At 41.5% G+C, this 19423-nt stretch carries 18 protein-coding genes and 2 pseudogenes; 4 read left to right on the forward strand and 16 right to left on the reverse strand.

All coding sequences use genetic code 11. The features are described from left to right. Nucleotides 1-26 precede the first annotated feature (26 nt). Genes ACRWSG_RS11965 through ACRWSG_RS11995 form a run of 7 tightly spaced genes read right to left on the reverse strand, consistent with a single transcriptional unit; the run spans nt 27 to nt 6248 of the window. The gene (locus tag ACRWSG_RS11965; protein ID WP_138598887.1) at nt 27-1862 is read right to left on the reverse strand and encodes a DUF885 domain-containing protein; all 1836 of its coding nucleotides are present in this window, start codon (nt 1860-1862) and stop codon (nt 27-29) included. Nucleotides 1863-1902: 40 nt separating this feature from the next. After that, nucleotides 1903-3036: a radical SAM family heme chaperone HemW gene (gene hemW, locus ACRWSG_RS11970; protein ID WP_462166378.1), complete on the reverse strand. Its 1134-nt coding sequence runs from the start codon at nt 3034-3036 to the stop codon at nt 1903-1905. Next, nucleotides 3033-3632: an XTP/dITP diphosphatase gene (locus ACRWSG_RS11975; protein WP_462166379.1), complete on the reverse strand. Its 600-nt coding sequence runs from the start codon at nt 3630-3632 to the stop codon at nt 3033-3035. Before ACRWSG_RS11975 ends, hemW begins: the two co-directional genes overlap by 4 nt. A 7-nt stretch (nt 3633-3639) precedes the next feature. After that, complete coding sequence (locus tag ACRWSG_RS11980) at nt 3640-4080, reverse strand: DUF4426 domain-containing protein (RefSeq protein WP_462166381.1); 441 nt, start codon at nt 4078-4080, stop codon at nt 3640-3642. 58 nt (nt 4081-4138) lie between these two features. Further along, nucleotides 4139-4672 (reverse strand): YggT family protein, encoded by a 534-nt coding sequence (locus tag ACRWSG_RS11985; RefSeq protein ID WP_054552667.1) that lies wholly within the window; start codon nt 4670-4672, stop codon nt 4139-4141. Nucleotides 4673-4695: 23 nt separating this feature from the next. Beyond that, nucleotides 4696-5517 (reverse strand): pyrroline-5-carboxylate reductase, encoded by an 822-nt coding sequence (proC, locus tag ACRWSG_RS11990; RefSeq protein ID WP_199530222.1) that lies wholly within the window; start codon nt 5515-5517, stop codon nt 4696-4698. A 17-nt stretch (nt 5518-5534) separates the two neighbouring features. After that, entirely contained in the window at nt 5535-6248 is a 714-nt protein-coding gene (locus tag ACRWSG_RS11995) for a YggS family pyridoxal phosphate-dependent enzyme (RefSeq protein WP_138598891.1), read from the reverse strand. A 2-nt stretch (nt 6249-6250) separates the two neighbouring features. Between ACRWSG_RS11995 and ACRWSG_RS12000 the strand changes: the two genes are divergently transcribed. Both ACRWSG_RS12000 and ACRWSG_RS12005 read left to right on the forward strand, forming a co-directional pair. Next, nucleotides 6251-7291 (forward strand): type IV pilus twitching motility protein PilT, encoded by a 1041-nt coding sequence (locus tag ACRWSG_RS12000; protein ID WP_054552664.1) that lies wholly within the window; start codon nt 6251-6253, stop codon nt 7289-7291. 14 nt (nt 7292-7305) lie between these two features. Next, entirely contained in the window at nt 7306-8439 is a 1134-nt protein-coding gene (locus ACRWSG_RS12005) for a PilT/PilU family type 4a pilus ATPase (RefSeq protein ID WP_054552663.1), read from the forward strand. Between the two features lie 67 nt (nt 8440-8506). Here the strand turns inward: ACRWSG_RS12005 and ruvX are convergent, their stop codons facing one another. The 6 genes and pseudogenes from ruvX to ACRWSG_RS12035 all read right to left on the reverse strand — a co-directional run bounded on the left by ruvX (nt 8507) and on the right by ACRWSG_RS12035 (nt 12768). Beyond that, nucleotides 8507-8956: a Holliday junction resolvase RuvX gene (ruvX, locus tag ACRWSG_RS12010; RefSeq protein ID WP_054552662.1), complete on the reverse strand. Its 450-nt coding sequence runs from the start codon at nt 8954-8956 to the stop codon at nt 8507-8509. 20 nt (nt 8957-8976) lie between these two features. Beyond that, nucleotides 8977-9535, reverse strand: a pseudogene (locus ACRWSG_RS12015) (YqgE/AlgH family protein). A 24-nt stretch (nt 9536-9559) separates the two neighbouring features. Beyond that, nucleotides 9560-10513, reverse strand: a complete 954-nt coding sequence (gene gshB, locus ACRWSG_RS12020) for a glutathione synthase (protein WP_054552660.1) — start codon at nt 10511-10513, stop codon at nt 9560-9562. Between the two features lie 68 nt (nt 10514-10581). Beyond that, nucleotides 10582-11316 (reverse strand): 16S rRNA (uracil(1498)-N(3))-methyltransferase, encoded by a 735-nt coding sequence (gene rsmE, locus ACRWSG_RS12025; RefSeq protein ID WP_462166383.1) that lies wholly within the window; start codon nt 11314-11316, stop codon nt 10582-10584. Nucleotides 11317-11378: 62 nt separating this feature from the next. Next, on the reverse strand, nt 11379-11846 hold the full coding sequence (locus ACRWSG_RS12030) for a hypothetical protein (protein WP_054552658.1): 468 nt from the start codon (nt 11844-11846) through the stop codon (nt 11379-11381). A gap of 28 nt (nt 11847-11874) precedes the next feature. Then, nucleotides 11875-12768: a DUF350 domain-containing protein gene (locus ACRWSG_RS12035; RefSeq protein WP_054552657.1), complete on the reverse strand. Its 894-nt coding sequence runs from the start codon at nt 12766-12768 to the stop codon at nt 11875-11877. 72 nt (nt 12769-12840) lie between these two features. On the opposite strand from ACRWSG_RS12035, the gene glnE reads away from it, so the two are divergent. After that, nucleotides 12841-15627, forward strand: coding sequence for a bifunctional [glutamate--ammonia ligase]-adenylyl-L-tyrosine phosphorylase/[glutamate--ammonia-ligase] adenylyltransferase (gene glnE / locus ACRWSG_RS12040; RefSeq protein ID WP_462166384.1), 2787 nt, complete (start codon nt 12841-12843; stop codon nt 15625-15627). On the opposite strand, the gene ACRWSG_RS12045 is transcribed toward glnE, so the two are convergent. From ACRWSG_RS12045 to tolC, 3 genes and pseudogenes are all read right to left on the reverse strand, one after another. After that, entirely contained in the window at nt 15624-16199 is a 576-nt protein-coding gene (locus tag ACRWSG_RS12045; protein WP_054552655.1) for a TcpQ domain-containing protein, read from the reverse strand. The genes glnE and ACRWSG_RS12045 overlap by 4 nt on opposite strands. A gap of 59 nt (nt 16200-16258) precedes the next feature. Next, a pseudogene (gene lpxL, locus ACRWSG_RS12050) lies at nt 16259-17187 on the reverse strand (LpxL/LpxP family Kdo(2)-lipid IV(A) lauroyl/palmitoleoyl acyltransferase). A gap of 104 nt (nt 17188-17291) precedes the next feature. Continuing rightward, nucleotides 17292-18632, reverse strand: a complete 1341-nt coding sequence (gene tolC / locus ACRWSG_RS12055; protein ID WP_054552653.1) for an outer membrane channel protein TolC — start codon at nt 18630-18632, stop codon at nt 17292-17294. A 150-nt stretch (nt 18633-18782) separates the two neighbouring features. Between tolC and ACRWSG_RS12060 the strand changes: the two genes are divergently transcribed. Continuing rightward, the gene (locus ACRWSG_RS12060; protein WP_054552652.1) at nt 18783-19415 is read left to right on the forward strand and encodes an NUDIX domain-containing protein; all 633 of its coding nucleotides are present in this window, start codon (nt 18783-18785) and stop codon (nt 19413-19415) included. The last annotated feature ends 8 nt before the right edge of the window (nt 19416-19423 follow it).

Raw genomic sequence — 19423 nt, forward strand, 5'->3', positions numbered from 1 at the left:
AGCGGCCTTTTTCAAGTCTTTATTGGTTAAGCTGCTTGTTTCTTAGCAACCCATTGGTCAACAAACTTCTCTAGTACATTTAATGGTACTGCACCATTTTTAAGTACTACATCGTGGAATTCACGAATATCGAATTTATCGCCTAGTTTTTCTTTAGCCGCTTCACGAAGCTCTAAAATTTTCAACATACCTACTTTGTATGCCGTTGCTTGTGAAGGCATTACAATGTGACGCTCAACCATTTTAACGCCATCAGACGTCGCATTTGGTGTGTTATTTACGTAGTAGTCGATACCTTCTTGACGTGTCCACTTCATTGCGTGGATACCTGTATCTACTACTAGGCGACATGCGCGCCATAATTCCATCGCAAGACGACCAAAGTCTGAATAAGGGTCTTCGTATAAGCCCATTTCTTTTGGTACTAGCTCAGAGTATAAACCCCAACCTTCAACATACGCTGTGTAGCCGCCAAACTTACGGAACTTAGGTACACCTTCAAGCTCTTGCGCGATAGCAATTTGCATGTGGTGACCAGGAATACCTTCGTGGTATGCAAGTGCTTCCATTTGGTATGTTGGCATTGCTTCCATGTCGTAAAGGTTTGCGTAATAAATACCTGGGCGTGAGCCATCTGGTGCAGGTTGTTGGTAGAACGCTTTACCTGCTGCTTTTTCACGGAATGCTTCAACAGCTTTAACTTTAAGGTCAGCTTTTGGCTTTACAATGAATAGCTCGTCTAGACGAGATTTCATGTTATCGATAAGCGCTGTTGCTTCATCAAGGTAGCGTTGTTTACCTTCAGCTGTGTTAGGGTAGTAGAACTGCTTATCAGTTTTCATGAATTGCATGAATGCTTTAAGGTCACCTTTAAAGCCTACTTTATCTTTGATTGCACGCATTTCGTCGTGAATGCGCGCGACTTCAGCTAAACCGATTGTGTGGATTTCTTTCGCTGTTAAATCAGTTGTTGTGGTACGTGCTAAAGCATTGTTGTAGAACGCTTCGCCGTCAGGGAATTTCCAAGCACCATCACGGTCATCAGCGCGCTTTTCTAACTGAGCTAAGAAGTTAATTAGCTTAGTGTAAGAAGGTTTTACTGCTGCTTTTAGGGCTTTTTCAGCGTCGCTGATAAGTGCAGATTTTTCGCTGTCAGCAATCTCTAATGCGTTAACTTTACGTTTAAAGTCAGCAAGTAACGTTGAGTCTTCACCATCATGGAATGGTGCGCCGCGTAAGATATTATTGCTTGAATCAATCACGTGTGGGAAAACAAACTTGGGCGCGATAATGCCTTTATCTGCACGTACTTCAAGGTCTTTGATTAGTTGATCAATAACCGTTGTAACACCGTTTAAACGTGAGATATACGCTTTAGCATCAGATACATCGGCAATTTGATGTTGGTTGATTAAAAACGCAGGGATCATCGAGTGAACCCCAAACATTTGGTTCACAGGGTAGTTGTAATGGCGCCATTTGAAATCAGCAATTTCGTTTTCTAAGTCTTGCTTTTTAAGGTCATAGCTTACTTTTGTTGCGTCATCTAATAGGTCGCGGTTAATTGCGTTAAGCGCAACTAGGTCAGCTTTAGTTTGTTCAAAGTCTTCTAAAACGCGCTCTTCGCTGCCATCGTCCCATTTGTCGTAATCTTTTTTGATGCCCATGTATGTTTGATAGATAGGGCTTTTCATTACATCACGGTTAAAAGTATCTTCGAAGAAGGCATTAGCTTTATCGATTTCACTTTGTACTGGTTGGCTTTGTACACTTGGTGCAGGCTTCGGTTGCTCTTGCATTTGTTGGCAGCCGCCAAGTAATGCAACACTTACCGCCGCAGCGATGAAGGTCAGTTTACGCATTATCGTTCCTTTGTAGTTGTTAGAAATTTAATTATAATTCTTAAACGAATAATTCTAGCAGGTCATTTAAAAAGCGATGGCCTTTTTGGCTTACCTGCCAGTTATCTTTATCATCAATTAGTAAGCCTTTTGCAATTGCCTCAGTCAAGGCTTGTTCCTGACTATGCAGTGACAAACTTGTAAGCAAAGGTAAATCAGCTTTGGGGCAGGGTTCGACTAAACGAAAACGATTCATAAAGAATTCAAAAGCTAAGTCGTCTTCTGCTACTTGCCATTGTTCGTATAAATACGGTTTGGCAAGATCCATATAACCTCGAGGGTGTTTTACTTTCACCGTACGGGTGATGACTTTATTTTCATCAGTAATTTTACCATGGGCACCGCAGCCGATACCGAGATAATCGCCAAATCGCCAATAATTCAAGTTATGACGGCATTGGTAACCGGGCTTCGCGTAGCCTGAGATCTCGTATTGCTCATAACCTGCTGCTGCGAGTAACGCTTGACCTTGTTCTTGAATATCCCAAAGGGTGTCGTCATGGGGTAAGGTCGGTGGCTTCGAAGCAAACTGAGTATTTGGCTCAATGGTTAGCTGATACCACGAGATATGAGGTGGATTAAGGGCGATAATTTTTTCAAGGTCACCCAAGGCGTCTTCAACAGATTGCCCAGGTAAACCATGCATTAAATCAAGGTTAAAACTGTTTAGCCCCGCTTGATGCGCCTGTTTAGCCGCATAACTTGCTTCATCAGCACCATGAATACGGCCAAGGGCTTTTAGCTTGTCGTTTTGCATGCTTTGCACACCAATCGAAATACGATTGATGCCAGCGGCAACATATTCTTTAAAGCGACCTGTTTCGACGGTACCTGGGTTTGCCTCTAGGGTAATTTCACAGTCATCAGTTAGGCCAATTAATCTGTCGACTTCACCAAGTAGGCGAGTATATGCGTCACCGGTTAATAAGCTTGGCGTGCCGCCGCCAATAAAAATGCTGTGGATTTTACGCCCTTGCACTAAGTGCAAATCGGCCTTGAGATCATCAATAAGATGCTGAACGTATTCTTTTTCGGGGATTGTGCCTTTTTGGCCATGGCTATTAAAGTCACAGTATGGGCACTTTTGCACGCACCAAGGCACGTGCACATATAAACTTAAAGGCGGTAAACTCACAGGCCGCCTTTTTGCTGCAATTGCGCAAGTAGTTGTTTTAAAGCTTGGCCGCGATGGCTAAGGGCATTTTTTTGCTCTTTAGTTAACTGAGCGCTAGTGCATTGCTCAGATGGTACGTAAAAAACAGGATCATAACCAAAACCACCTTTACCATCTTGGCTATGGGTGATTTCGCCTTCCCAACTGGCACTACAAATAAGTGGTGTAGGGTCGTCGGCGTGGCGCATTAATACTAACACACACCAAAAACGCGCACTGCGAACAGGGTTATCAGCAAGCTCTTTTAATAACTTATCGATATTATCTTGATCGCTGGCACCCGCTCCGGCAAAGCGTGCAGAGTACACACCTGGTGCACCATTTAGGCCGTCGACTTCAAGGCCTGAGTCATCGGCTATCGCAGGCATGCCTGTGATTTTTGCTGCATGGCGCGCTTTAATAATCGCGTTTTCAACAAATGTGGTGCCTGTTTCTGGCACGTCTGGCACTTGAAAATCGCTTTGTGGAACCACGTTAATATTAAGTGGGCTGAGCATACTTGCCAGCTCTTTTACTTTGCCAGGGTTACCCGTGGCTAAAACCAAGGTGTTGTTCATAGGTCTATTAATCTACGTAAAATTTTTGCTGAAACTTTAGCGTTTGTACTTTGCCATTTTGATTAATTTCGATATCAAAACGGTAAATTTCTTCGTTGCTGTAATCGATTTGCGCGAGGTAATAAATCGCATCGCCTTCAACAACTTCTTTAAATGTAAGCTGTATTTTATTACCAAGTAGGTTACGTGCAGTGCCAGTTAAAGTTGCAGTCTGCGCAGTTTTATCGCTGTTTTTTAATACCGAAATATTAATAATCCCTTTGCTAGGGCTACGCTCTAAATCATAGTTTTTAGCAATGTTTGGCTGAATAAAAGTCGATGGAAATGCAATGTAATGAACTTCCCAAGGGCCAAGAACCTTGTACTGGGCGCCTGCTTGTTCATCAGCTTTGGCAAAAGTTGTAAATAAACTCAATACAATCAAAGAAAAATAAATAAATTGCTTCATGGTATATCTCACTTAACAAAAGAGGCCTTTCGGCCCCTTACTGCTTCACGTTAAACGCTTAGCCAATTAAATCCATTACTAAAAACTGTAAAAACTGTAGACCAATAATCAGCACTAAGATTGATAGGTCTAGACCACCTAGTGGTGGGATAATCTTACGAATAGGACGTAACATCGGCTCAGTTAGCTGGTGGAATACAGCCTCAATTGGGTTGTAGCCTTGGCTTACCCAGCTAAGTAAAGCACGAATAATTAATACCCAAAATAGCAAGTTTAAACCTTCTTTAATTACTGTAATTAACGCTTGAATAAATACCGGACCTGGCGCCCAAGCATTATAAAACATCAGAAAAATAACACTGAGTTTTGCTACAGCAACTAAATAAGCAAGTACTAGCGAGGCAATATCAAAGCCACCCACTCCAGGGATGATTTTACGAAGTGGGTTCACTGCGAACGAAGTGGCTTTCACCACAAACTGGCTCATAGGATTGTAAAAGTCAGCTTTTGCCGCTTGTAACCAAAAGCGTAAAAGGACCACCATTAAAAAGAGATCAAAAATAATCCCAACTAAAAAGTGCATGGCTTGCATAGTTTTACCTTCAAAAAGTAAGCTTAAAGTTCTTTTTCCATCGCTTCAGCGCGAGCAATACAAGCATCCATTGCATCTGCAACAGTGCCGACTAAACCTTGTGATTTAAGGTGCTCAACAGCTTCGTGAGTCGTACCCCCTTTAGAGGTTACGTTTGCACGTAGCTGAGAAATACTGATGTCTGGTTGCGAAAGAGCCATTTCGGCAGCACCCAGTGCGGTTTGTTGCACTAAACGGCGCGCATCTTCATCACTAAAGCCAAGTGCTTTCGCTTTTTCTTCAATAGCTTCCATAAATAAGAAGAAGTAAGCAGGTGATGAGCCTGTAACAGCAATGATGTCGTTGATTTGTGACTCTTGCTCAACCCAAACAACAATGCCTGTACACTCAAAAACTTGTTGTACAAACTCATGCTCTTCAGTGGTTTCGCCAGCGCCATAAAGGCCAGAAACACCACGGCCTAGTAATGATGGTGTATTTGGCATACAACGCACCATTTTCACATCTTGACCTAGCATTTCACGTAAACGGTTTACGGTAAGACCTGCTGCTACTGAAATAAATAGCTTGTCGCTAAAATCAACGCCTGAATCTTGGAATGATTGGCAAAGATCGCCCATCATTTGTGGTTTAACAGATAAGACAATCACATCAGCATCGCGAAGTGCCGCGTTGTTATCCGCGGTAGTTTGCACCCCGAAATCAGCAGCAACCTTAGCTAATTTTTCTTGGTTGCGATTGGTTGCAATGATGTTTTTTGCTGCAAAACCGTTCTTTACCATGCCGCCAATGATGGCGTAGCTCATGTTACCCGTGCCTATAAATGCGATTTTTTTGTCTGACATATGTCTGTTATCACCTTTTAATTTCGTTGGCCAAATATATCCGTGCCAATGCGTACCATGGTTGAACCCGCTGCAATCGCCGCTTCAACATCGTTACTCATACCCATCGACAAGGTGTCTACTTGGGGATATTGGGCCTTTAGTTTATCAAAGCAAGCGCTTAATTGCTCAAAATATTGTAATTGTAGCTGGGCATCGTCGGTTTTGGCAGGAATCGCCATCACACCGCGCAGGCATAAATTAGGGCATTGACTGATAAATTCGGCCAATGCCATTAGCTCGTCTGGGTGGCAGCCTGACTTTGCCTCTTCTAAACTAATATTAACTTGAATTAATACATTGAGTGGGGCTTTGTCGGCTGGTCGTTGCTCATTAAGACGTTTTGCAATTTTAGTGCGGTCAACACTTTGTACCCAATCAAAATGTGTGGCTACTTGGGCACTTTTATTCGATTGAATAGGGCCGATAAAGTGCCAAATAATGTCTTTATAATCAGCCAATGCTGTGACTTTTGTTACCGCTTCTTGAACGTATGATTCGCCAAACTGGCGTTGACCATGCTTATAGGCAGCAATAATATCGTCGGCAGGTTTTGTTTTTGAAACAGCCAATAGGTTGATTGATTGCTCATCGCGGTGATTATTTTTTGCAGCTTGAGCAATTCTTGCGTAGGCGGATGTAAGTCGTTCTGCTATTGTAACCATATAATTATCAGTTGGTTGTGGAGTCATAAATGGATATTACCGAATTATTGGCCTTTAGTGTGCAACACAAAGCCTCGGATTTACACTTGTCATCAGGCGTATCACCTATGATACGTGTTGATGGTGATGTACGTCGTATTAATATTCCAGCATTAGAACAAAAAGATGTAAATAGTCTGGTATACGATATTATGAACGATAATCAGCGTAAGGACTATGAACAAAATCTCGAAGTGGATTTTTCTTTCGAAGTGCCAAACCTTGCGCGTTTTCGTGTTAACGCATTTAATTCAAACCGTGGTCCTGCGGCGGTGTTTCGTACTATCCCAAGTGATGTTTTAACGCTGGATGATTTAGGTGCCCCAGATATTTTTAAAACCATTGCCGACAATCCACGTGGTTTGGTGCTAGTCACCGGCCCTACTGGTTCTGGTAAATCAACGACTTTGGCGGCGATGGTCGATTATATTAATCAAACTAAACATCACCATATTTTAACTATCGAAGATCCAATCGAATTCGTACATGAAAATAAGCTAAGCCTTATTAACCAACGTGAAGTTCACCGTGATACGCATAGCTTCTCTAATGCACTTAGAAGTGCACTACGTGAAGACCCTGATGTTATTTTAGTGGGTGAGCTGCGTGACCTTGAAACAATTCGCTTAGCGATGACTGCGGCAGAAACAGGTCACTTAGTGTTTGGTACCTTGCATACTACCTCTGCACCAAAAACCATTGACCGTATTATTGACGTGTTCCCAGGTGAAGAAAAAGACATGGTACGTTCAATGTTGTCAGAATCACTACGTGCCGTAATCTCGCAAACTTTACTTAAAAAGGTAGGCGGCGGCCGAGTAGCAGCCCATGAAATCATGATCGGTATTCCTGCAATCCGAAATCTGATCCGTGAAGATAAAATTGCGCAAATGTACTCATCAATTCAAACTGGTGCATCGCATGGCATGCAGACCATGGACCAATGTTTAGGTAATTTGGTTAACTACGGCATTATTACTAATGTTGATGCGCGAGCTAAAGCGCAAGATAAAACCCAGTTTGGTGGCTAACGGAGCTATATAAAATGTCTTTACCTTTAAATCATTTTTTGCAAGTCATGATCGACAAAAAAGGCTCTGACTTGTTTGTTTCTAGCCAACTGCCAGTCAGTGCAAAAGTAAACGGTGAATTAATACCTTTAAGCGATGAAAAACTCTCAGATGAGGATTCACTCGCTTTGGTCGAGTCAGCAATGAACGACAAACAGCGCAAAGAGTTCCATGACAGCAAAGAATGTAACTTTGCGATTGCTACTGATGAAGGTCGTTTCCGTGTTTCTGCTTTTTGGCAACGAGACAGGGCTGGAATGGTTATTCGCCGTATCGTGACACAAATTCCTGATGTGAATGAACTTGGTTTGCCATCAACGTTAACCGACGTGATTATGGCAAAACGTGGATTAGTGCTATTTGTAGGTGGTACTGGTACGGGTAAGTCAACCTCGCTTGCTGCGCTTCTAGGTTATCGTAACCGCAATCAACGTGGTCATATTCTTACTATTGAAGATCCTATCGAATTTGTGCATGAGCACCGTAAAAGCATTATCACTCAACGTGAAGTTGGTCTTGATACAGAAAGCTTTGAATCAGCGCTGAAAAGCTCGTTGCGTCAAGCACCCGATGTGATCTTAATTGGTGAGATCCGCTCACAAGAAACTATGGAATATGCACTCAGCTTTGCAGAAACAGGTCACTTATGTGTCGCAACACTGCATGCGAACAATGCCAACCAAGCCATTGACCGTATCATGCATTTGGTGCCTAAAGAAAAGCACGATAAGTTAAAGTACGACCTTGCACTAAACCTTCGCGCCATTGTTGCTCAGCAGTTGGTGCCAACTGCCGATGGGGAAGGGCGTGTCGCTGCTATCGAAATTTTGCTTAACTCACCTATGGTGGCAGAGCTTATTAAAAAAGGCGATATCGGTTCTATTAAAGAGACTATGGCTAAATCGAAAGAAATGGGCATGCAGACCTTTGACCAAGCATTATTTGAGCTTTATAAACAGCGCCGCATTAACTATGCTGATGCGCTGCACCATGCTGACTCGCCAAATGACTTACGCCTAATGATTAAGCTACAAAACAATGAACAAAAAGGGGCTGGTTTCTTACAGGGTGTGACTATTGATGGTCTGGACGAAAAAGGTAAATCTTAGTTAAAACAAAAGGGAATTACATGCCAGCACTGTCTGTGCTGGCACTCTTTAAATACGTTGAAGGCGCCTACTCACCATAAAACTGCTCAAAAAAGCTTTCTAAAATAATCACAGCAGACATGTTATCAACATTACCTTTGCCGAGGTTTCGGTAGCCACCTTGTTCGAATAAACGCGCTTTTGCGTCTGCGGTGGTTAGTCGTTCGTCTTGCGTTTCAACCGGTATAGCAAAGTGGTTGTGTAAGCGGTTAGCGAACTTCTTAGCTTTAAAAGTAACTTCTTGATTGGTGCCATCCATATTAAGCGGTAAACCAACCACCATTAAATCGGGTTGCCACTCGTCCACTTGTTTTTTAATTAGTTGCCAATCTGGAATACCATCTTTCGCTTTTACAGCTTGTAAACTTGATGCTGTTCCTGTGAGTTCTTGACCAATGGCAATACCAATACTTTTGGTGCCAAAGTCAAAACCCATTACGGTGCGTTCACCGAGTGCCTTAAACGTTCGTTTTGTCATAGTCTTAAAAATTATAAATGTTAAGCATGGCCTGCTTCAGAGCTTAATTGACCGACATCAAAACCCAGCATCGAAACCGCTTTTTCCCAACGTTTTTCAACAGGTGTATTAAAGATGATCTCAGGGTCTGCTTTGATAATTAACCATGAATTCTCCAGCAGTTCTTGCTCTAACTGTCCTTGATCCCAACCAGCATAACCCAATGTGATAATAAATTGTTCTGGTGCTTCACTCGTTGTTAGGCTTGCTAACACATCCTTTGAAGTGGTGATCATAATATCACTGCTGAGCTTTTGACTCGCTGCATAACCAGGCTTTGGTGAGTGCAAAACAAAACCGCGATCGGTTTTTACAAAATTCGCCAGCATATACAGCTAAGCCTGCTGCTTGTTTACTTTTATCGTTATCAATTTCGATTTTATCGAGAAGCTCGCCCACGGTGATATTGATAGGCTGGTTAATTACCAAGCCCATCGCACCATCTTGGTTGTGCTCACAAATATACGTAACAGCACGCTTAAAAAAAGGGTCTTGCATGCTTGGCATTGCGATTAAGAAATGGTTCTCTAATGACTGCATAGGTCGCCCCTTTTGTTGTTTAAATTAAGTATGGCTCAGTTTTCTTTCAATGGCATCAAATAAGTGACCAGTGATTGAAATGTCATAAGCAGCTTCAATCTCTTTTACACACGTTGGCGCAGTGACATTGATTTCAGTTAAACGATCGCCAATGATATCTAGACCAACAAAAATAAGGCCTTTTTCTTTCAGTGTAGGTGCAACAGCCTCTGCAATTTTACGGTCTGAATCACTAATTGGACGTGCTTCACCTCTACCACCTGCTGCCAAGTTACCGCGCGTTTCGCCATTTTGCGGGATACGCGCTAGGCAGTACGGCATTACTTCACCATCAACCACAAGAACGCGTTTATCGCCTTGCTTGATTTCAGGGATATAATTTTGTGCCATTGCAAAACGACTACCATGCTCGGTTAATGTTTCGCAGATCACACCAATATTGGCATCATCTTCTTTAACTCTAAAGATAGAAGCACCACCCATACCATCAAGGGGTTTTAAAATAATATCTTTATGCTCAGCTAAAAATGCACGAATGTCTGCTTGGCTACGTGTTACTAAAGTATCTGGCGTATGTTCGCTAAACCAAGCCGTGAATAGCTTTTCATTGGCATCGCGTAAGCTTTGCGGCTTATTGATAACCAGCGTACCAGCTTGCTCAGCACGCTCTAAAATATAGGTAGCGTAGATGTACTCAGTATCAAAAGGCGGATCTTTACGCATTAAAATAACGTCTAAATCAGCTAAAGCAATGGTGGCTTTTTCTTCTAATTCATACCAGTGATTAACATCATCAAATACACGGGCTTTGGCAGCTGTTGCATAGCCTTGACCTTGACGTAGAGAAAGGTCATCCATTTCCATGTAGTAAATTTCGTAACCGCGCTTTTGTGCTTCCATCATCATTGCAAAGCCAGTGTCTTTTTTAATATTAAAGCCACTAATTGGATCAGAGATTATGCCTAGCTTAATTGCCATATTTTTGCCTTAGAATCGTATGCCATACTGTGTTTTGTTACTTTGATATATGGGTATTTTTACTGTTTTCAATTCGCTAAATCGCCAAATTGCAATTGTAATGCGCTCAGTACCGTCAGAGCGGCTGTTTCTGTTCGCAGAACACGTGGCCCTAAGCGGATATCAACAAAGTCTTGCTGTTTAGCAATGTTAATTTCTTCATCGGTAAATCCACCTTCAGGACCGACTAAAAAGCGTACCCCTTCACTGGGGATTTGAATCGTTTTAATACTGTGCTCAGCACGCGGGTGCAAAGTAAGTTTAATCGCATCACTTGTTTGTTCTAGCCACTCTTTTATATCGATAGGCGGGTGTACAACAGGCACAACGTTGCGACCAGATTGTTCAGCCGCGGCAATTGCAATTTTTTGCCATTGTTGATGTTTTTTAGCAAGGCGATCGCCACTTAGTTTTACGCCACAACGTTGACTAAAAATAGGGGTGATTTCTGTAATACCAAGTTCGACTGATTTTTGAATAGTGAAATCCATTTTATCACCACGAGAAATACCTTGGCCTAAGTGAATCTTTAAAGGCGACTCAACATCATGATCAACAAATTCCTGTGGCTCAACGACCACGTTTTTTTTGCTCACTTCAATAATTTCACTGAGGTATTCACCTCCTTCACCATTAAAAATCGAGACTTTATCACCGACTTGCATGCGCAATACGCGGCCAACATGACCTGCGGCATCATCATCTAGTGCTACTGGGGTGTTTAAAGAAATCGCTGAAGGTTGGTAAATATGTGGAACTCGCATGGCTGTCACTTATCAATAAATTTAGCAATATGGTAAGTATACAGCGGCTTAGGTGCAATTATTTATTTTCTATTTAACTCTTCAGCTAATGGTAAAAGATCTGTCGTCGTTTCAGCGATAGTTGTTTGACAGGAAAGGTGATTAATATGGGCGCTGTCGGGGCAAGGCGCAAAGCTAAAACCTTGTTCTTCTTGTTTTACTAAATAACGTATTTTATGTAGGGAATTGTATATAAATTTTTGTGCATCATCCGCTAATTGGTAATCGGTTAAATTAATTAAAACACCTTTAATGTTGTGGTGTTCATGCAGGTAGCTGGCCAGTTCAGAGACACTTATTTCATTACTGAAGTCGCAATAACAGTAATCTTTTATTAATTCATCAAACATAAGTTTGACCATGTGGCGGCTATTTGCGCCTGCCACAACAAGCGTTGAGCCTTCAACGCTCGCAAAATAATGCTCAGTAAAGGCTCGGCTAAACTCATTGTCTATATCAACTAGTAAATAATCATTAACTTTAAAGGGCATAGAGTCTCACGGTACTAAAACTTCCGTATCAAATTGAAAACATACTAATAAGTAAATAGCCTATTGCGCCAAAAACGGCAAACTCAATACACGCAATACCAATATTATCTTGATGATCAACTTCAAGAGAAGTATCTATATTCGGTAAAGAAATATACTTAATAATGTAGCTCAAAATATAAAGTAATACCCACATAGCACCGCAATGAGATACCAAAGTGAATAAGTTTTCTACCATCTTACCACTAATAAATGATGCACTGGCAAGACCAGCATAACCGGCAAGAGCAAGGCCAATAGACTTACCGGCGTAGCGGATACCGATGGAAGTATTTTCTAGATTAAAATTACTTTGTAGCGACGCACCTTGGTTAGCTTTTGCAAAACGATACTCACGGATTTTACTATCAAGGGCAAACATACCTTGCAGCACAAAAAAGCTCACTGTGGCGATCAATAAGCTGCTATAGCCTTGGGTATGGCACCAGTTATAAAGACCAAGAGCAATAATACAGTTTGCGATTAGCATGCCTGAATCGACCAAGGCGGCGCAGACATTTTGCTTTAGAATAGCGGCTTCTTCATTAAAGCGATGCAAAATCCATTTACGATGAATTAAATGGCCTATTTTTATAAAAGCAAACAACAGCACAATGAGTAAAAGTACTTTTAGCGGATTAGATTGGGCTGCACTTAAGCTAATCTCATCAAATATATAAGCGATAGTTGCTATAACGACCATGATTTCGCTGGCAAAGCTTATTCCCATGGCAAAGTTATCATGTTGCGCAAGCTCTTCTTTAAGCGCTTGTTTTGCTTTGATTTGCGTTAGAATACGTAGCAGTACTATAGTGGCGCAGATTACAGCGAAACTAATAGCAATCGCGACTAAACTAGTGTTAGATAGTGATAAATATGACATGCAGGTCCCTGCTAAATAATTCTTTGATTATCATTCTAGTACGGTTATTGGCAAGTTAAAAGAGAGTATTTAATGAGTAATTTACACGCGCTTCCAGAGTCACTTCATCAGTTAGGCCAAACCCGCTTCGCGAGCTTGTATGAGGGGCAAACTGAACAACAGAAAATTATTAACTTGTTGTCTTTAAGCGACTTTGCGTGGAACTGTTTACAATCTCAGCCAAACTTAAAAGACTGGTTACTTGATGATAACGAGCTTGCTAACCGCGCAGTTGAACCTCCTCTAAGTAGTACAGAAATCAATGAGCTTGACGACAATGCTGCAATGGCAAAACTGCGTTTGTATCGAGAAAAGTACTGGTTGAAAGTAGCTTTTCTTGACTTGTGCTGTGCAAACCCAATCGCTGATAGCATCGCTTATATCTCAGCGCTTGCAAATCAGCTTATAGATAGTGCCAATCAGTGGGCGTTTGCGCAGGTAGCTAAAGTTAGTGGTATGCCGCTTGATGATGACGGTAATGCAATGCAAATGTTAGTTTTAGGCATGGGTAAACTAGGTGGAGGAGAGCTTAATTACTCCTCTGACATTGATTTAATTTTTTCTTACCCTCGTGATATTGCAACGCAAGGTGGGCGTCGCTCTATTGAAGCGCAGGTGTTTTATACCAAAGTGGCGCAAAAGCTGATTATGGCGCTTAATCAAACTACGGTAAATGGCCAAGTATTTCGGGTTGATATGCGCCTGCGACCATTTGGTGAAAGTGGGCCTTTGGTGATGAGCTTTCATGCTATGGAAGATTATTATCAAGAGCAAGGACGTGAATGGGAACGCTACGCCATGCTAAAAGGGCGATTAATCGGCACAGAAAACCGTTATTGGAATGAGTTTTATGAATTGCTACGGCCATTTGTTTATCGCCGCTATATTGATTTCTCGGTGATTGAATCGCTGCGTAAAATGAAGCAAATGATAGCTCAAGAAGTACGCCGAAAACGCCTTACTAACAATATTAAATTAGGTGCAGGGGGCATTCGAGAAGTGGAGTTTGTGGTACAAGCGCTGCAAATGGTGCGAGGTGGTCGCGAAGCTAACCTGCAAACTCAGTCATTATTAGTTGCTTTAAAAGAACTGGTTAACAATCAGGTTATGTCCAACAAAGAGGCTGATTTACTTACACAAAACTATTTAGACTTACGTCAAATTGAGCAGTACTTACAGATATTTGCTGATAAGCAAACGCAAACCCTACCTGATGACGAATTAAACCAACAACGTTTATGTTATTTGCTCAATAAAGACGATTTTAATCAGTGTTTGTCTAGTATCGAGCAGATCATGTCTCAAGTCCATGGTGAATTCGAACAGGTGATTGGTTTTGAAAGTGAAACCAGCGACCCGTGTGAAAATGAGTACATCAGCGCATGGGAAATGACGGATGTTAGCCTGATGTGTGAGCCGAACCTTGATTGGCAAGCAGCATTGGAAGATTTTAAGGCGCGTTTAACTAAGGCGAAGGTTGGTAGTCGAGGTCGTGACATTTTAGATAAATTAATGCCGCTTTTACTTAAACAATTAACGATAGCAAAAGCGAGCAGTGACGCCTTTATGATGATCTGCCAAGTATTGAATAAGATCATTTCACGAACCGCTTATCTAGAGCTGTTGTATGAAAACCCTGGAGCCTTAAATCAACTGGTTGCACTATGCTGTCATAGTAAATGGATTGGCGAACATATCTCTCGTTACCCAATTTTACTTGATGAGCTGATCGATCCTCAGGTGCTTTATAAACCGACACCTTTATCTGCTTACAAAGATGAAATTAGACAATACTTCTTGCGCATTGAGCATGGTGATCTAGAGCTGCAAATGGAAGCTCTTCGTCAGTTTAAGCAAACGCATCAGCTACGCATTGCAGCGGCTGATGCAACAGGTGTACTCAGCGTGATGAAGGTAAGCGACCACCTTACAGCGCTTGCTGAGGCAATTGTAGAGCAAGCGGTCAATATTGCATGGCATGCGTGTGTTGAACGCTTTGGTCAGCCCGTTAATACGTCAGAGCAAGAAAAAGGCTTTGCGGTAATCGCCTACGGTAAAACAGGTGGTTTCGAAGTTGGCTACGATTCAGACTTAGACCTTGTGTTTGTGCATAACCACGATGGCAGCAGTTATACCGATGGTGATAAGTCGATTGATTCGCGTCAGTTTTATTTAAAACTTGCACAGCGCTTAATGCATTTATTCAATACTCGCACGGCGTCTGGTATTTTGTACGAGCTTGATACTCGTTTACGTCCTGAAGGGGCGTCAGGCTTACTGGCTATTAATTTAGAAAGTTACTACCACTATCAGCAAACTCAAGCATGGACTTGGGAACATCAAGCTCTCGTTCGCTCACGCATGATTTACGGTCAAGCATCATTAAAAGATCGTTTCGCGCGAATTCGTATAGATGTGCTATGCCAAACCCGTGATAACGAAAAATTAAAAACGGATGTTGTTGAGATGCGCGAAAAAATGCGCGCTCACCTTGCTAAGGGTAACGATGAGCTGTTTGATTTGAAGCAAGATAGGGGCGGTATTACAGATATTGAATTTATTACTCAGTATCTGGTGCTAAATAATGCTAAGCAACATCCAGAGCTAACGAGCTGGTCTGATAATGTGCGTATACTAGCCGATGCGGCGCGTTTAGGCTGTATTAGTGAGCAAATGCAGCAAGAGTTAGTGGCTGCGTATATAGCCTATCGTTCACGTTATCATGTAATGAGTTTGAATCAGCAGGGGCGTTGTGCGCCACGTGCTGAGTTAACTCAGCATATCGACTTAGTTAGTCAGGCGTGGCTGCAGGTGTTTTAGCTTTTTAAACGGCGGCAATTTTCACGTACATAAGCAGAGGGCAGCTCAGTGATCACAGCCGCTCTTTGCTTAAAACAAAAATAGGTGTAAACCTCATTTTCGAAATCATCGTTGATTGCTCGACCTACTTGATACAATGCAGAAACGAAGTTGCTATCAACTCGAAAGTGATCTTTTACTACGTAGTCTTTACTAAGATACCAGTACAACACAATATCTTCATTTTTAGCATAATCAGATAATACATCTTTTAAAGTCGTGCCATTTTCAAAGCGACGAGGTTGTATATCTCCTGTCCAGTTTGGCGATGAAGGCTCAACGACTTTTTCACGCTCAAATAGTGCGACATCTAGACTAGTTTCAGGTGTCGGTAATTTAAGAACATATTTATCTCGCTCGTTATCTTTGTCATTGACCTGATTTCGAAGGGCTGAATAAAAGCGTGATAGACCTTGGGCTGCTGCATTTTGAGTATTTTTGATATCTAATACGGGACCGCTGCCAAATAAAAAATAAATAGCAGCAGCAATCAAAATGACAGCTAATGATAAATGCTTAACCCAAAACCACATTTCTAATACTCTTGTTGTTAATTAGCTTAATAAAACCATACATACAGCAAAATGTCACTCTACTTGTAATAAGAAGGTGCATTCTTATCTGGACGAGTTTTAAAGCGGCGATGTAGCCACATGTACTGCTCAGGAGCCACGTTTATTGCTTGTTCCATACGCTGGTTAACGCGTGTTACATCAGCAAGGTTATCGCCACTAGGGAAATTTTCTAAAATAGGAAGCACTTCAAGATGATAGCATCCATTCTCATCACGACGACTTGTTAAACTTACGGTTTCGCAGTTCTTACTATTGGCAAACAGCAGTGCACCTGTAGTTGTTGCTGTATCTTTTACCGCATAAAACGGTGCAAACTCGCAACGATTACGGCCATAGTCTTGATCTGGCAGGTAGTAACAAACCTTCTTGTTTTTGAGGGCTTGCAGTAGGCCTTTAACATCTTTTTTACCGATTAGATATTCATTAGAGCGTAAGCGACCATTGGTAGTAAAATACTCCATTAGAGGATTATTATGTGGGCGATAAAAACCAATACCTTGGTGCTTTAAGCCCATTACCCGACTTGCCATTTCAAGATGTAAAATGTGTGGAACAAGAAGCAAAACGCCTTTGCCTGATTGCTGAATTTGCTGAAAATATTCTAACCCTTTTATCGAGCCATACACTTTTTTAACTCGCCACTCGGGCCACCACCAAGCCATGCCGGTTTCCATCATCGCAATACCGGTATTTTCCATATTTTTACGAACTAGTTCGCGTTGTTCATGCTCTGGCATTTCAGGAAAGCACAAACGAATATTCACCTCAGCAATATGGCGACGACGTTTCATAAAACGGTGTACTAGGCGATGCCGAGCAGTTTTCCAAGCGCTAGTTGCAATTTATGTGGCAACCAAGAGATAAGATATAAAAAGAAAATGCCAACCCAAGTTAACCAGTAGCGAGGGCCCAAAAAAGACGCTTTAAACGGTGATGAACTAACCACAAAAAAATCTCTAAAAATAAAAAAGCTAGTTTAACTGTAAGTGTTTAAAAATACAAAAAGCCAGCGCTAGGCTGGCTTTGTTGGTATAAGATTCGAAGAAATATTTAGATTTCTTTTAAACCTTGGTTAATAGCAATAAGGTCTTCACTAGTTAGTGTACCAGCAGCTTGTTTCAAGCGAAGTGTTGAAACAACATAGCGGTAACGAACATTTGCTAAGTTACTTTTTGCGTTATATAAGTTTTGCGTGCTGATCAATACGTCAACGATAGTACGTGTACCAACTTCAAAGCCTGCTTCAGTTGCTTTAAGTGCACTTTCTGCAGAAACAACAGCTTGTTGTAAGGCTTTATACGTGGCAATGTCAGACACTACTTGGTTATAAGATGTAATAACCGAGCGAGTTACTGCACGTAAACTTGCTTCTAAATCTTCACTTGCGGCAACATAAAAAGCGCGAGCTTGATCTGTTGCTGCAGTTGTAGCACCACCTGAGTAAATCGGTAGGCTAAAGTTAACGCCAATTTTAGCGCTATCTTCACGAGGTTGATGTGAGTTGCTATTTAGATCGGTTAGGCTGTCACCGTAAGAAGCACTTAATGTTAGCTTCGGATAGTGCCCCGCTTTTGCTAAATCAATTTGATCTTTTGCAATATCAACCGTTACTTTAGAAACTTGCAGATTTAAGTTGTTGTCTTCAGCAATTTTGATGTACTCAGACGATTGTTTATTTGGCGCAACAGTTGAAAATGTATCTGTATTCAACATGTCTAGTTTTGCGTGGTATTTACCAGTAATTTCGCGAAGTTGCTCACGCGCTGTTTCAACACTGTTCTTAGCAACAATTTCTTGTGCAACAGAGTTATCATATTGAGCTTGTGCTTCGTGTACGTCAGTGATTGCTGTTAAACCTACCGCATAACGCTCTTTAGTTTGTTGCAATTGGCGCTCGATGGCACGCTTTTCTGCTTGAACAAACTCAAGGTTATCGATTGCACTTAGTACGTTGAAGTAACCCTCAGCTACACGAACGATTAGATCTTGGCGTGCAAAATCATACTGAGCGTCTGCTTGTAATGCTTGCTTATCAGCAATACCTAGCGAGTTCCAAGCGCCTAAATCAAATAGTGTTTGGTTTAGGCTAATACCACGGCTGAAAACATCAGGATCGTAATCATAACCAGCATAACCTGTAGTATCATTACCCTCATAAAGATCAGACTTGGTTGTTTCATAACCAAGGCTTAAGCCAATTTGTGGTAATAGTGCACTTAACGCGCGATCACTTTCATAAGCTTGCGCATCTGCTTGGGCTTTTGCTTTAAGTACGGTAGGATCGTTTGCTGTAGCAATCTCGTAAACTTGTAGTAAGTCTTCAGCATAACTAGCTGTTGCAGTCAGTGCGCTTGAAAACCCGATCAGCGCAGCGAGTAGAGTTTTTTTCATTGTTCGTTCAGTCCTTAGACAATTTTGTACTATCACCATGGTACTCTTTTTTAATGAATAACCAAAAAAAAATTACGTAAATCTGCATGTCCAAGTGTAACAGAATATAATTGGTCGTAATTTTTGCTTGCAGTGTAAAGGAAATAAAGGATGAAAATATCAGCAATCTCACAATTTAACCATGATGACATAGAGTTAAAGCCAATTGAGCGTGTTTATAATGGTTTCTTTAAAATTAATATCTATCGTTTTCATCATGCCTTGTTTGCGGGTGGTAAATCAGTAGAAGTTAAACGTGAAATTTTAGAGCGCGGCCATGCTGTTGCTGTACTTCCTTATGACCCTAAAACTGACCAAGTTTTATTAATTGAACAAATTAGAATCGGGGCACTCGCATCAAAGCAGTCACCTTGGTTACTTGAGTGTATTGCAGGCATGGCTGATGGCAGTACTGATTACGAAGATGTAGCGAAGCGCGAAGCTTTCGAAGAAGCGGGAATTGAACTTAACGAGCTGGAATTTATGATGTCGTATCTTTCAAGCCCCGGCGGCACCACTGAACGTTTGTATTTATATTTAGCGCGCACTGACTTAGCAGGGTATCAAGGCGGTATTTTTGGCCTTGATAATGAAGATGAAGATATCAAAACTCATGTAATGTCATATGATGAAGCTATGCTGCGCCTAGAACAGGGTGAAATAGATAATGCAGCGACAGTTATCTCATTACAGTGGTTAGCACTGAATAAGCAACGTATACTGTCTGATTGGAAAAACTCATAGGGGATTAT

Source organism: Pseudoalteromonas sp. GB43 (assembly GCF_054923805.1).

Bases quoted from the DNA above. Each gene is read 5' to 3' on its own strand.
- ACRWSG_RS12060 (WP_054552652.1), top strand. From the start codon at position 18,783: ATGAAAATATCAGCAATCTCACAATTTAACCATGATGACATAGAGTTA.
- ACRWSG_RS11975 (WP_462166379.1), bottom strand. From the start codon at position 3,632: ATGAACAACACCTTGGTTTTAGCCACGGGTAACCCTGGCAAAGTAAAA.
- glnE (WP_462166384.1), top strand. From the start codon at position 12,841: ATGAGTAATTTACACGCGCTTCCAGAGTCACTTCATCAGTTAGGCCAA.
- ACRWSG_RS11985 (WP_054552667.1), bottom strand. From the start codon at position 4,672: ATGCAAGCCATGCACTTTTTAGTTGGGATTATTTTTGATCTCTTTTTA.
- ACRWSG_RS11980 (WP_462166381.1), bottom strand. From the start codon at position 4,080: ATGAAGCAATTTATTTATTTTTCTTTGATTGTATTGAGTTTATTTACA.
- ACRWSG_RS12000 (WP_054552664.1), top strand. From the start codon at position 6,251: ATGGATATTACCGAATTATTGGCCTTTAGTGTGCAACACAAAGCCTCG.
- ACRWSG_RS12005 (WP_054552663.1), top strand. From the start codon at position 7,306: ATGTCTTTACCTTTAAATCATTTTTTGCAAGTCATGATCGACAAAAAA.
- tolC (WP_054552653.1), bottom strand. From the start codon at position 18,632: ATGAAAAAAACTCTACTCGCTGCGCTGATCGGGTTTTCAAGCGCACTG.
- ACRWSG_RS12045 (WP_054552655.1), bottom strand. From the start codon at position 16,199: ATGTGGTTTTGGGTTAAGCATTTATCATTAGCTGTCATTTTGATTGCT.
- ACRWSG_RS11965 (WP_138598887.1), bottom strand. From the start codon at position 1,862: ATGCGTAAACTGACCTTCATCGCTGCGGCGGTAAGTGTTGCATTACTT.
- proC (WP_199530222.1), bottom strand. From the start codon at position 5,517: ATGTCAGACAAAAAAATCGCATTTATAGGCACGGGTAACATGAGCTAC.
- ACRWSG_RS12030 (WP_054552658.1), bottom strand. From the start codon at position 11,846: ATGCCCTTTAAAGTTAATGATTATTTACTAGTTGATATAGACAATGAG.
- rsmE (WP_462166383.1), bottom strand. From the start codon at position 11,316: ATGCGAGTTCCACATATTTACCAACCTTCAGCGATTTCTTTAAACACC.
- ACRWSG_RS11995 (WP_138598891.1), bottom strand. From the start codon at position 6,248: ATGACTCCACAACCAACTGATAATTATATGGTTACAATAGCAGAACGA.
- ruvX (WP_054552662.1), bottom strand. From the start codon at position 8,956: ATGACAAAACGAACGTTTAAGGCACTCGGTGAACGCACCGTAATGGGT.
- ACRWSG_RS12035 (WP_054552657.1), bottom strand. From the start codon at position 12,768: ATGTCATATTTATCACTATCTAACACTAGTTTAGTCGCGATTGCTATT.
- gshB (WP_054552660.1), bottom strand. From the start codon at position 10,513: ATGGCAATTAAGCTAGGCATAATCTCTGATCCAATTAGTGGCTTTAAT.